This window comes from Paucibacter sp. TC2R-5 (genome assembly GCF_025717605.1).
GTDB classification, from domain to species: Bacteria; Pseudomonadota; Gammaproteobacteria; order Burkholderiales; family Burkholderiaceae_C; genus Paucibacter_A; species Paucibacter_A albus.
In genome coordinates this window covers 1-13,202 of the sequence record NZ_JAJIRQ010000005.1, presented here as the reverse complement: position 1 = coordinate 13,202, position 13,202 = coordinate 1, and the positions used below count along the sequence as shown (strand labels likewise).

General features: G+C 64.8%; 9 protein-coding genes. 6 read left to right on the top strand and 3 right to left on the bottom strand.

Annotated elements, in window-relative coordinates:
- Positions 1–61 precede the first annotated feature (61 nt).
- Positions 62–1,300 carry an FAD-dependent monooxygenase gene (locus LNV08_RS12795; RefSeq protein ID WP_263534101.1) on the top strand — a complete coding sequence of 413 codons (1,239 nt, stop codon included), beginning with the start codon at positions 62–64 and terminating at the stop codon, positions 1,298–1,300.
- Positions 1,301–1,304: 4 nt separating this feature from the next.
- Here the strand turns inward: LNV08_RS12795 and LNV08_RS12790 are convergent, their stop codons facing one another.
- Genes LNV08_RS12790 through LNV08_RS12780 form a run of 3 tightly spaced genes read right to left on the bottom strand, consistent with a single transcriptional unit; the run spans position 1,305 to position 6,835 of the window.
- Positions 1,305–1,853 carry a hypothetical protein gene (locus LNV08_RS12790; protein ID WP_263534100.1) on the bottom strand — a complete coding sequence of 183 codons (549 nt, stop codon included), beginning with the start codon at positions 1,851–1,853 and terminating at the stop codon, positions 1,305–1,307.
- Between the two features lie 32 nt (positions 1,854–1,885).
- Entirely contained in the window at positions 1,886–2,686 is an 801-nt protein-coding gene (locus LNV08_RS12785) for a carbon-nitrogen hydrolase family protein (RefSeq protein ID WP_263534099.1), read from the bottom strand.
- A gap of 12 nt (positions 2,687–2,698) precedes the next feature.
- Entirely contained in the window at positions 2,699–6,835 is a 4,137-nt protein-coding gene (locus LNV08_RS12780) for a YhdP family protein (protein WP_263534098.1), read from the bottom strand.
- 86 nt (positions 6,836–6,921) lie between these two features.
- Between LNV08_RS12780 and glnE the strand changes: the two genes are divergently transcribed.
- The 5 genes from glnE (at position 6,922) to LNV08_RS12755 (ending at position 12,922) form a co-directional block, all read left to right on the top strand.
- Entirely contained in the window at positions 6,922–9,732 is a 2,811-nt protein-coding gene (gene glnE, locus LNV08_RS12775; protein WP_263534097.1) for a bifunctional [glutamate--ammonia ligase]-adenylyl-L-tyrosine phosphorylase/[glutamate--ammonia-ligase] adenylyltransferase, read from the top strand.
- A 2-nt stretch (positions 9,733–9,734) separates the two neighbouring features.
- Positions 9,735–10,304, top strand: a complete 570-nt coding sequence (rrtA, locus tag LNV08_RS12770) for a rhombosortase (RefSeq protein WP_263534096.1) — start codon at positions 9,735–9,737, stop codon at positions 10,302–10,304.
- A gap of 18 nt (positions 10,305–10,322) precedes the next feature.
- A complete protein-coding gene (locus LNV08_RS12765) occupies positions 10,323–11,237 on the top strand; it encodes a DMT family transporter (protein ID WP_263534095.1) in 915 nt (304 codons plus the stop codon).
- Between the two features lie 19 nt (positions 11,238–11,256).
- Positions 11,257–12,162 carry a transporter substrate-binding domain-containing protein gene (locus tag LNV08_RS12760; RefSeq protein ID WP_263534094.1) on the top strand — a complete coding sequence of 302 codons (906 nt, stop codon included), beginning with the start codon at positions 11,257–11,259 and terminating at the stop codon, positions 12,160–12,162.
- Positions 12,163–12,256: 94 nt separating this feature from the next.
- On the top strand, positions 12,257–12,922 hold the full coding sequence (locus tag LNV08_RS12755) for a glutathione S-transferase (RefSeq protein ID WP_263534093.1): 666 nt from the start codon (positions 12,257–12,259) through the stop codon (positions 12,920–12,922).
- Positions 12,923–13,202: the final 280 nt, after the last annotated feature.

Below are 13,202 nucleotides of genomic sequence, written 5' to 3'. Positions count from 1 at the left end.
CGGCCGCTATAGTTCGTGGCGGGCCAAATGCCCGCAGCAGCCCCCACGAGATCAACACGCTATGCGCACAATCCCTCCACCCGACGCCGCCTCGGCCGCCACCGCCAATCAGCTGCGCTTGGCCGTGGTCGGCGCCGGACCGGCCGGTTTGACCTTGGCCTTGCTGGCCGCGCAGTTGTTGCCGCAGGCACAGATCACCTTGTTTGACGCCAGGCCGCTGGACCGCGATGTGTCCGCTGACCCGCGCACCCTGGCCTTGGCGCTGGGCAGCGTGCAGCTCTTGCAGCGTTTGCAGGCCTGGGACGCGAGCCAGGCGCAGGCGATTTTGACCGTCGAGGTCAGCCAAGCGCCGCCGACCTTGACGCACCCGCTGTTCGGCCCGTCCGCAGCGCCGGCCGTGGCCTTGAGTGCGGCGGAGCAAGGCGTTAGCGAGCTCGGTGCGGTGATCAGCTACGGCCAGTTGGTCGCGCCCTTGCAAGCACGCTGGCTGGCCCGCGCCGCGCTAGAGCCGACCCGCTTGAGCAGCCGCTTCGGCACACCCGTTCGGGGGCTCAAGCCCTTGGCGGATGGGGTGGAAATCGATGCCGAGATCGCCGAGCAATTTGATCTGGCCGTGGTGGCCGAGGGCGGCGTGTTTGCCGAGCAGGCGCGCAAAGCCATCTCGCATGATTACCAGCAAAACGCCTGGGTCGGCACGCTCACCTTGGCGGCCGACAGCCCAGCCGGCGCAGCCTATGAGCGCTTCACGCGCAATGGCCCGCTGGCACTGTTGCCGCTGCCACCCAAAGGAGGCGAGCGCCGTGCGGCCCTAGTCTGGTGCATGCCGCAGGCCGAAGACGAGATCGCCGAACTGAGCGACAGCCAGCGCCTGGCCGTGCTGCAGAGTTTGTTGCCCGACAGCGTTGGCACCTTGCAGGCGATCAGCCCCTTGAAATGCTTTGCCTTGGGGTTGAACGCCGAGCGCAGCTTGGTCAACGGCCGCATCGTGCGCATCGGCAATGCCGCGCAGACCCTGCACCCGGTTGCCGGCCAGGGGCTCAATCTGGGCTTACGCGATGGCTATGCGCTGGTGGACGCCTTGCGCGCCGGGGGCAATATCGAGGCGGCTTTGCGCCGGGTCGAATGGCAGCGCGCGCCGGACCGCTGGAGCATGATCTCCACCACCGATTTTCTGGCCCGCAGCTTTGCTTGGCGCTGGCCTGGGCTACCGATTGCGCGAGGCTTGGCCTTGGCGGCCTTGCAGGCGGCCTCGCCGCTGAAAAAGGCGCTGGCGCGGCAGATGATGTTCGGGCGCCGCTAACTCGTCAGTTGAGCGCCAAGGCGATCAAGTCACGCAGCATCAAATTGACATTGCTGCGCACCGCGCCCTCGGTGGCCAGACGCAGGCGCTCGTTCGGGTCCACCATGGCGGCGGTGAATTCCGCCACATAGGCGCTGCGCAAGTGGCGCTGATAGACCACAGCTCCGCTGCGTTTTTCAACCACCGTATAGGCCAAGGTCACGGCCACCCGGGTGTTCAGCCCGACGATGGGCTGCTCCAACTCGATCAATTGCACTTCCATTTGATAGCTGCCCGTGCCAGGGCGCAGCGCCAGCATGCCGGTGGCGCGCAGCGATTCCTCGATTGACTCTTGCAGCGCACGATTGCTGATCTTGCTGCCCCACATGCTGCCGGTCGGCTGGCCGCCGGTGACCGGTGAAAGCAGGATCTGGCCCCGCAAGCGATCGGGCACCCAGCCGCGCATCTGCAAGCTGTCTTGCGAGCTCAGCGCCATGCTGGGCGGATCGGTGGCCGTGCCGCAGCCGGCCAAGGCAATCAGCAAACCTAAACCGAATAGAAATCGCCTCGTCATTGCATCAGCCTTCCAGAATTGCGGCCCGAGATCTACAGCCGCCGATGCTGCAGCGCCGGCAACTGGCGCCGCACCGCAGCCAAACGCGCCATATCCAGCTCGGCCAGCACCACACCTTCGCCCTCGGGCAGACAGGCCAGCACCTCGCCCCAGGGATCGATGATCATCGTATGGCCCCAGGTCCTGCGGCCATTTTGATGCAGGCCGCCTTGCGCCGGTGCGATGACATAGGCCTGATTTTCGACCGCTCGTGCGCGCAACAGCAATTCCCAGTGGGCCTGACCGGTCACATAGGTGAAGGCAGCCGGCACGCTGATCAGGTCTACAGGCCCCAGGCTGCGGTACAGCTCGGGGAAGCGCAGGTCATAGCAAACGCTCAAAGCCACCCGCAGCGGCCCCGCCTGCAGCGCGACCGGCGCGTCACCGGCCTCCAGCACGCGGCCTTCGTCATAGCTCTCGCTGCCATTGTCAAAGCGGAACAGATGCATCTTGTCGTAACGCGCGGCTTCAGCGCCATCGGGCGCGTAGACGCAACAGGCATTGCGGACCCGCCCGGCCTGCACCGTGTGCAGCGGAATCGTGCCACCAATCAGCCACAGCCCCAGCTCAGCGGCAGCCTGGCTCAACATGTGCTGGATGGGCGCGTGGGTGTCGCCGCCCTGCTCGGCCACCGCCAGCTTGTCGCTGTCGGCAAGGCCCATCAAACAAAAATACTCGGGCAGCGCCACCAACTCGGCGCCCTGGGCTGCAGCCTGCTCCAGCCAATGACGCGCCCGCGCCAGATTGACGGCCAGATCGGGGCCGGAGACCATTTGAACGGCGGCAACTTTCATCGATCACTCTCCTCAAGGGGCACTGGCGGATGTTGCAGCTGATGCAGCTGATGCGGCATTGGCCGCTGATGCGCCATCGCCCGCCGGCGCGGTTTCAAACAGATTGCTGTGGTGCTCGACCCGCTCGACCTTGGGGTCCACCCAGCTGCCGGTAATGCGGAATTCACGCGTATTGGCGGCGGCGATGGGCTTGCTCAAGACCAGCTGCGCCAAGAATGTCCCCAATCCTATCGCCGGATTGATCGCTATATAGGCCAGCGAAGCGCCACCGGTGTTGAACTCGGGCACCACCAGCACGCGCAGGTTTTGTGTTTCGGCCGCCAGGTCGGCTTGCCCATCCACCAAGACGGTGGCCTGCACGCCGCGCGTGCGCAGATTGCTGCTGCTGGCCACGCCGCGCGTGATCTTGACGTCGCCGCTCACGCCGTCAAAGGTAAAGCCTTCGGAGAACACGTCGCGAAAGTCAAACAAAAACCGCCGCGGCAGCGATTGCAGGCTCAGCACCCCCATCAAGCGCCCCACGCCGGGCTCGACATTGAGGAATTGCCCCGACTCCAGCTGCACATGGAGTTGCCCGTTCATGCTGGCGAAATCAGGCGCCAGTGGCTCGCCCGCCCAGCCCAGCTGCCCCGTCAACTGGCCCTTGCCGCCACGCAAGACCCGACCCTGCCCCATGCGCTCCAGCATGTCGCCGGCATCGAGCAGCTCTAACTTCCAATCCAGCTGGGTGCGGCGCTGTGCCCGACCGGGTTCCTTGAGCCATTGGCCGGTGGCATTGAGGATCGCATCCGGCGCCTTCAGCTGCAGCTTGCTCAAGCGCCAGTCATGCGCCGGGCCGCTGGCCTGAGCCTCCACCTCCAGCCGGCCCATACGCTTGCCGCGCAGCTCAAAGTCCTCGATGACAATGTCCAGATCGGGCACGCTGCCTGGCTGCTTGTCCAGCACCTCCGCCACGCCATCGGCCTCCTGATGCGGCAGAGACAAACGACTCAGCCTTGCGAACACCCGCCCAGCCTGCCCGGTCTGGGCGCCGCGCAGCTCGACATAGCCCGCCATTTGAACGGCATCGATGGTGCAGCGCCAGGTGTTTGTGGCCGGTGCTGGCGCCTGCGTCAGGCCGGCCACAACCTTGGTCAGTGAGCGGCCTGAAAAATGCAACTCATTGGCGCGCAAGACAATTTGGCTAGGCATATAGGCGCCGCCCAAGCTTGGCGCTGCGACAACACCCGAGCCGTTCTCACTGTTTGAAGCTGCAGGTGCCCCCCACAGCCGCTGCACGGTCTTGTTCCAGGCATCCAGATTAACCTTGTCCAGATTGGCCTGCAGCTGCACGCCGCTGCTGGGCAGGCCGGGCAAGCTGTCCTGCACGCTCAGCGCGCCGCGCAGCACCCGCGCCGGCTCGACCGACAGGTCGCGCTGGTAATGAGCTTGCAAGAGATTGCCCAACTCAAGCCTCAGCTCATCCCGATTGCTGTCGCGATTGATGTCGGGCTTGAGCAGCAGGCGCAGCGGCAGCGCGCTAGCGGCCTCCTTGCGCAGCGGCGCCGGAAGATCCAGGCCCAGTCCGAGCAGATTGCTGGTCAGGGAAAAATCCGCCTGCCCCTGGTTCAGCCCGACTTGCAGCCGGTAGCTGGCCTGGCCGCTGGCTGCCTGCGCCAATTTGGCGACGCCGCCCAGCTCGGGCGAACGCTGCAAGGCTTCGGCGGTTGCCAGGCCAGTCGCCGTGAACCGCAAGCTACCGTCCGCCTGGTTGCCGCCCTCGACGCTCAGCTCTCCGCCAAAAGCACGCGCCTGCACCGCCTGCAGTTTGACGCCCTGACGATCAAACTCCACGCTGCCGCGGGTGTTGGTCAACAAGGGCAGATCGGGCCGCAGCCGCAGCTCCCCGCCCAGCAGTTGCACGGCGCCCTTGACGACCGACTTGTCCATGTCTTGCAGGGGCAGATTCAAACTCAGCTTCAGGTTGGCCGCGCCGCCGGCCGTGGCAGCCGCCAGCAAACCACCGCTGGCCTCGTTGACCGGGGACTGGCGCACAAACTTCAGCAACTCGGCGCCCGGCCCATTGCCCTGACCCTCGATCTCCAACCGGTGCTTGACCAGCAAGTCCTTGATGCCGCCCTTAATGCCGCTGAGCTCATAGGCAAACACCTTGGCGCGGCCGCCCTTGATCTGCATGCCGCCGCGCTCGAATATCAGGTCGGCATTGACATGCTCCAGCGCCGGCCAATTGGAAGGCCGCCCCTCGACGCCGGGCACATAAAGCAAATCGATGTCACGTGCCTGGGTCGTGATGCGGAACTGGCCGTCGCGCTCACGCTCGCCGTCGAAAGGAAACTTGGCCAACTCGCCGCGCAAACGGACATGGATCGCTCGCGCCTCGCCGGCGCGAATAGCGTCGCGCACATAGTCCAGCGCATGGTCCCCGATGGCCAGCGGCAAATAGCGATGGATCTTGACCGCATCGATTCTTTCGATCTGCCCGCTCAGCTCCAGCCAACCCGGCAAGCGGCCTTGGCCGGCCGCCTTGCCGCTACGCCAGACCGCATCGAACTCGCCGCGCAGATCTTGATTGAGCAGCTCCAGCCGGCTGACTCGAAGCTCATAGTGCGGCGGCTGCTTGGGTGCGGCTTCAATCCGCCAGTCCAGTTTAGCGCTCAGGCGCTGAATGGGCGGCAGGTCTTGGCGGAACAAGCCCGGAAGCTCAAGCGAGCCATCGGCCATGCTCAGCTGCGCCTGACCGCCTTTTTCACCGGCATCGAGCTGCAGGGTCAGGCCACTCAGCCCCATGTGCTCCAAGCCCTGGCGGCGCCCACCCAAGCGCAAGCCCTCAAGACGGCCCTTGATTTGGTAGCGGCGCGGATCCATCAAGGGACCATCCCAACTCGCGCTGAGCCGGCTCAAGACCCCTTGCGGCGCCATCTCGGCCAACCAGGCATGGGTTTGCTCGTCAAAAGGCAGGCGCTGTGCCAACTGGCTCATCAAGGCCAGGTCAAGCCGCTCGGCCGACAGCTCGCCGCCCAAAGGCAAGCCCTGCGCCGCATTGCCCGCGCCCGGTTTGGGCAGGCGCAAGGCCAACTTCCAATCCGTACGCGGCCAAATCACGCCGTCGCCGCTGACAAAGCCGAGCTGGCTAGCCTGCAGGCTGAGTGACTGCGCGGCGTGCATAAACTGCAGGCGACCTTCAATTTGTTCCAGATCGAGCTGATCGGCCTTCGGTGTCAGGCGCAGCTTGACCGCACGCAAGGCCAGATCGCTCGTCACGCCTTGCGGCTGGCCCTGCTTGAAGTCTATCCAGGCCCGCAAGGCGCCGTCACCCTCGCTCAGCTCGAAGGGCAGGTCTATATGGCGACGCAGCTCGCGCAAATCGGCGCGTGGCAAATCGGCATAGAGCTGGCCGCTCCAGCCCTGAAAATCACTCGGCCGGCCCAGCAGCGCTTGCGTGAAGCGCCCGCGCAGGCCAAAACGCTGCCCCCATTCCGGCGGCGGCGTCGCGTCCAGACGCAGCTCGTGACGGCGCACGCCGCTGCGCAAGACCAGATTGAGGTCCGACAACTCTAACGCCTGCGTGGCGCGGCGCTCGTCTATCCAGCGCACGCGGCCATTCAGGATCACAAATTCATGTTGCGACAGCAGCCAGTCCGCCCATTCCTCGGCCAGACCGGTGGACTCGGCCTGCACCGCCTCTTCAACACTCAAACCCGCCACAAAGAAGCGACCCTTGGCGTCGCGGCGCACCTCGACTTGCGGCGCGTCGATCAACAGTTGCTCGAAGCGCAGATTCAGACTCAGCAACGAGCGCGCCGACAGCGCCGCCGCCACCTTGGGCAAGCGCAGCGCCTCGCGGCCGCTGGGGTCGAGCAGGCGCACCTCGCGCATCTCGATCGCCGGCATCCAGCCCCCCGAGGTGACCATGATGCTGCCGATGCGCACCCTTGCCCCCAAAGCCTGTGAGGCATGGCGCTCCATTGCCGGACGCCACTCATCGATGTGCGGCAGAATCACCCAGTGCAAGCCGCCCCACGCCACCACCACCAAGCCCCATGCCAGCAAAAGCAAGGCCAAGGCCCAGCTGATCAAGCTGCGCAGCCAACGGCCGGGTCGTCTGAGCCAAAACAGGCGCGTGGGCAGTGAAGAAGGCTTTACTGACATTAAAAGGGGAGCAAGCCGTGAGACAGAGTTCGAGTAGTGGGAAGCTGGCCGCTAAGGCCCCGGGCAGACACCAAGCATAGCGAGCCATGACAGCCATTGATTCTTTCATTGTCCCCGAGACTGCACCTGCAGCATTGGCCGAACACAGTCGATTTGTGCAAAGAATTCGGCGCCGCTACGCCGCCGAGCTGCCTTTGCTGCCGGCCGGCCGGCCGGACCGGGCCGCGATCGAGCGCTTGATCCATGACTTGCAGGCCGCCGGCCGCGCGCTAGGCCCGGCGCTGCGTGTGGCCCGCCACCTGGTGCTGGAGCGTCTGGCGGTGCTGGATATTGAAGCCGGTGCGGCCATGCATGAGATCACCGAGGTGATGACCAGCTTGGCCGAGGTGACGCTGTGCCTGGCGCTCAAAAGTGCCCGCGCCGAGCAAGATGCGCTCAGCGGCGCGGCCCGTAACGAGGCCGGCGAGGTGATCGAATTCTGGGTGCTGGGCATGGGCAAGCTGGGCGCGCGCGAGCTCAATGTCTCCTCCGACATCGACCTGATTTACGTCTATGACGATGACGGCCACACGGATGGAAACTCGAGCGGCAAAGGCTCGATTTCGGCGCATGAGTACTTCGCCCTGGTCGCCAAGAAGCTCTATGCGCTGATCGGCGAGGTCACCGATGACGGCCAGGTCTTCCGGGTCGATCTGGCGCTGCGGCCGAACGGCAACTCGGGCCCGGCCGCCGTCAGCATGGCGATGCTGGAGGAATATTTCCTCGTCCAGGGCCGCGAGTGGGAACGTTTTGCCTGGCTGAAGAGCCGCGTGGTGGCGCCGCTGGAGAGCGTGCAACTGGGCCGTGCCCTGGGCCTGCGCTCGCTCGTGACGCCTTTTGTTTACCGCCGCTATCTGGACTACGGTGTGTTCGAAGGCCTACGGCAATTGCACCGCAAGATCCGCGACGAGGCGCGCTCGCGCGCCGTCGGCCGACCCGAGCGCGCCAATGACGTCAAGCTCTCGCGCGGCGGCATTCGCGAGATCGAGTTCACCGTGCAACTGCTGCAAGTCGTACGCGGCGGCCAATTCCCGGAGATCCGTACCCGCTCGACCGTCAAGGCGCTGGCCAGGTTGGCCGAGCGCGGCCTGATGACGGCCGAGGCGGCCGAAAAGCTGAGCGCCGCCTATGTCTTTTTGCGCCAGGTCGAACACCGCATCCAGTTCCTCGACGATCAGCAAACCCACTGCCTGCCGAGCAATGATGAAGACTTGAAGTGGATCGCGCGCAGCATGGGCCTGGCTTGCAAGCATGGCGCAGCAGGCCAGACCCAAGATGCAGGGACAAGGATTTCCTGCGAGCTGCTTGACCGCCTCGGCGAGGTGCGCGAGATCGTCGCCAACGAGTTCGACTCGCTCTTGCACGACGGCCAAGCGCCCAAGGCCGGCGGCAATGGCTGCCGCAGTTGCAATGGGCCGGCATTGCCGGTCGATTCGGAAGAGTTTCTGGCCAAACTGCCGACCGAGTTGGCCGTCGCCGTGCGGCGCTGGGCCGATCAGCCTCGCGTGCAAAGCCTGCGCGAAGAATCACGCCTGCGCCTGGCCAAGCTGGTTGGCCGCGCTGCCGTCGCGGTAAGGGACGAAGCCTGCAGCATGGCGGCGGCGCTGCGCTTTGTCGATTGGATCGAGCCCTTGCTGCGGCGCGAGAGCTATCTGGCACTTTTGGTCGAGCGCCCGGCCGTGCAAAGCCGCTTGCTGCGCTTGCTCGGTTTGGCGCGCTGGCCGATGCGCTATTTGATGCTGCACCCCGGCGTCATCGACGAGTTGGCCGACAGCCGCCTGCAGCATGACCGCTTTGACGGTGCCGTGTTCCTGCAAGACCTGCAAGAGCGACACGCGGCCTGGGAGCGCGGCGGCGAGGCGCATGAAGAAGCCTTGCTCGACACCCTCAGGCGCGCCCATCAGGCGGAAGTGTTCCGCACCCTGGTGCGTGATATCGAGGGACAGATCACCGTCGAGGAGGCGGGCGATGAGTTGTCGGCGCTGGCCGACGCGATTTTGCAATGCACGATTGACTGGACCTGGGCCCGGCTCAAGCAAGCGCATCGCCCTGCACCGCGCTTTGCCGTGATTGCCTACGGCAAGCTCGGCGGCAAAGAGCTGGGCTATGGCGGCGACCTCGACGTGGTGTTTTTGTTCGACGACAGCGACGAGGCGGACAAAGACCTGGTGCCCGAAATCTACGGTGCCTTCGTGCGCAAGCTGATCACCTGGCTGACCGTGCGCACCTCGGCCGGCGAGCTGTTCGACATCGACACCGCGCTGCGCCCGAATGGCAACTCCGGCATGTTGGTGACCTCGCTCGCTTCCTTCGAAAAGTACCAAACCGGGCGCGGCAGCAATACCGCCTGGACCTGGGAGCATCAGGCCATCACGCGGGCGCGCTTTTGCGCCGGCGACCCCGCCCTGGCCGAGCGCTTCGAGGCGGTGCGCCGCCATGTCTTGACCGCTCCGCGCGACCATGCGGCGCTGCGCCAGGAGATTCAGGCCATGCGCGACAAGGTGCGCGCCGCCCACCCCATCAGGGCCGGCAAGTTCGACGTCAAGCACAGCCCCGGCGGCATGATGGACGCCGAGTTTGCCCTGCAATATCTGGTGCTGGCCCATGCAGCCGAGCATCCGGCCTTGATCGCCAATGCGGGCGCCATCGCGCTGCTGCAGCGGGCTGAAGCAGCGGGCTTGTTGCCTGCCGGTGTCGGTAGCAAGGCCGCCAATGCCTACCGCGAGCTGCGCCGCGCCCAGCACAAGGCCAGGCTGGATGAGCAGCCCACGGCAGTCGAAGCGGCGGATCTGGCCGCCCTCGGTCTGGACCTGCACCGCGATGCCATGCTGGCGCTGTGGCAGGCGGTGTTCGCCTGAAAGTGGCGCGTCACGCCTGGAGCGGCTTTGGCGTCTTCTTGGGCCTGGCCGCGCTACTGGCATGGCTGGCCCCGAGTGCGGCGCTGGACTGGCAACCTCAGCTCGCCGCCAGCCAGCCCTGGCGCGCCTGGAGCAGCGCCTTCGTGCATTGGAGCCAGCAGCATCTTTGGGCCAATTTGCTCGCCTGCGCCGTGGTCACGCTGTTTGGCTGGGGCGCGCGCGTGCCCAGCCGCTGCGCCCTGGCTTGGTTCATTGCCTGGCCGCTGACGCAAATGGCATTGCTGCAGCAGCCGAGCTTGCTGCATTTCGGCGGCCTTTCGGGCGTGCTGCATGCGGGCGTGGCGGTAGTGCTGGTGGAGCTGCTGAGCCGCCGGGGCCGCGAGCGCCTGATAGGTGTTGGCGTCAGCCTGGGACTTCTCATCAAGCTCTGGCAAGAGCAGCCCTTGGGCGAGCCAATGCGTCACTTGGCCGAATGGGATATCGCCGTCGTGCCTTTTTCGCATCTGACCGGTGCGCTGGCCGGTACGCTGAGCGCCCTGGCCTTGCTGGGGCTGGCCCGCCGCCTTAAATAGTGCGGGCATCATGCCGCCATGACCGAACTACGCAAGACTCATCTCGACCGCGTCGCCATTTGCAGCCTCTTGCTGTGCTGCGCCTTATGGGGCCTGAACCAGGTCGCTGCCAAGGCCGGCTTGAGCGAGATTGGCCCACTCTGGCAGGCTGGCTTGCGCTCCAGTGGCGCGGCGCTCTTGGTCTGGGCTTGGGCTGTGGCGCGCGGCATCAAGCTGTTCGAGCGCGACGGCAGTCTGCGCGGCGGCTTGATCGCGGGCCTGCTGTTCGGCCTGGAGTTCGCCTGCGTCTTTGTCGGCCTGCAGTACACCAGCGCCTCGCGCATGGTGGTATTCATCTATCTCAGCCCCTTTGTGGTGGCGCTGGGCATGCCGTTTATTGCTGCGTCCGAGCGCCTCAATCTGCGCCAGATCAGTGGCCTGGTGCTGGCCTTTGCTGCGGTCGCCTGGGCCTTTTCGGAGGGCTTCGGCCAAGCCGCCGCCAATCCGCAGCAATGGCTGGGTGACGCCTTGGGCGTGTTGGCGGCACTGTTCTGGGGCGGCACTACGCTGACGATTCGCGCCAGCAGACTCAGTCGGGTCAGCGCCGAGAAGACACTGCTGTATCAGCTGGCCGTCTCGGGCCTGGGCCTGTGCGTGGCGGCGGCCCTGAGCGGCGAGGCCTGGCCTGCGGCTTGGTCGCTGCGCCTGAGCGGCTTGCTGCTGTTTCAGACCGTCGTCGTCAGCTTCGCCAGTTATCTGCTTTGGTTTTGGATGGTGCGGCATTACCCGGCCACCCGGCTGGCCACCTTTACCTTGGCCACGCCACTGTTCGGCCTGCTCGCGGGCGCCCTGCTCCTGCAGGAACAAATCACGCTACGCCTGATTTTGGCGCTGCTAGCCCTGGCAATAGGGGTTGTTCTGGTCAATCAAGGGCCGCAGCGGCAGGCAAAATAGTCGGGTGTATTCGTCTACCTTGATTTCATCCACTGCTGAACTGAAACGCCGCGATTGCCTGCGGCTTGGCTTGGCCGCTGCGGCCCTGCCGGCTGGGCTGATGAGCGGTCTGGCGGCCTCGGACGCTCAAGCCGAACCGGGAGCGGTGCTGGCGGCCGGGCCGGCCGATGTGATGGCGGACTACCAACGCTTTTTGAATCAGCGCGATGTATTGCAGCTGAGCGATTTCAGCGGCCCTTACTCGCGTCGCGATGTGGTGGAAGTCGCGCTCTTTTTCCAGGCCCTGCACCGCGGCGGCTGGCGCGCGCCCCTGAAGTTTCAAGACATGCCATCGGTCGAGCGCCTGTTGCGCGAACTGGGCAGCGGCAAGGTCGTTTCCAGCAGCACCAGCTATTGGAGCGAAGACATCAGCGGCGCGGAGGCTTCCGTGCAACTCAGTCAGGCGGTGATTGGGGATGGCGAGTTTGAGGCCGGCTTTTACACGGTGGAAAGCAATAGCCGCGCCATGAGTGCCAAGAGCCTGAAGGATCTGCAGGGCTTGAGCGCCTTGTCCAATCAGAGCTGGTTGGTGGACTGGCGCAATTTGAAACGGCTTGGCATCCGCGCCCAACATGTCACCAACTGGGAATTGATGCCAAAAATGGTCGCGGCCGGGCGAGCCGACTTCTTGTTGGCACCATTCCAAGCCACGCCCGACCTGAGCTTGCAAGTCGGCACCGTGCGCCTGCAGCCCATACCCGGGCTCAAACTCGGTATGCAGGGCACGCGCCACTACCTGATCTCCAAGATACATCCGGATGGCGCGAACCTGCAGGCAGCGCTCAACACAGGCCTGCAGCAGTTGCGCCAGCAAGGTGTGATCCGCAAGGCCTATATGCAATCGGGCTTCTTCAACCCGCGCGTCAGCGATTGGCTCAGGCTCTAAGAGCCTGCCGAACTTGGCGCCATGGCGACAAATACGCCGCCGCCCTCACCGTAGACTCGGGCCTCTTTTCAATCCCTGCACAGGAGGCCGATCCATGATTCAGCTCTGCGGTTTTTCACTCTCCAATTACTACAACAAGGTCAAGTTCGTCCTGCTGGAGAAGGGCATCCCCTTCGAAGAAGAATTGGTAATGACGCACTCGCATGAGGAGGCGGTCTTGAACTGCAGCCCGCTCGGCAAGGTGCCCTTCATCCGCACGCCGCAAGGTTCGCTGTGCGAGAGTCAGGTCATTCTGGATTACCTGGAAGCCGCTTACCCCAGCCCGGCCTTGTTGCCGGCCGACCCCTTCGAGGCGGCCAAGCAGCGCGAGCTGATCACCTTCATCGAGCTGCACCTGGAGCTGGTCGCCCGCGAGCTTTACGGCCAGGCCTTCTTCGGCGGCACGGTCAGCGAGGGGACCAAGGCCCGGGTGCACAAATTGCTGATCCAGCATATTGCCGGCTTCAAGCGCCTGGCCCGCTTTGGCCCCTATGTTGGCGGCGCGCAGTTCGGAATGGCCGACTGCGCCGCCTGGGTAAGCCTGCCCTTAGTGGCCATGGCCAGCAAAGCCGTCCTGGGCGAAGACCTCTTGGCCGCTGGCGGCATCGACTGGAAGCCCTATGCCAAGCTGGTCGGCGAACGCCCGGCGGCATTGAAGGTGGCGGCCGACCGCAAGGCCGATCAAGAACGCATCGCACTGCTGAAGGCGCAGGGCGGCTAGTGTCGGTTCGCACTGAACGTGGAACCGGCAAACATTGTGAATCCGACAGTTGGAAGCGCCCATGTCAATGAGTCCTGAATTGCTGTCTCATTTAACTTGGCATTTTCGGATATTTGTCGCATTCAATCTGGAACTGGTTTGGAGTGAGGGCACTGATACGTGTTCACCACCGCGCCCGCTGGGGTGAACTAAACCGCTGGTCTTGCCCTTGACTGAAATACTGCTTCGCAGCTATTCTTTTGAAAAAGTCCTCACCTCGATTAGCTCGAATGCCGTACAA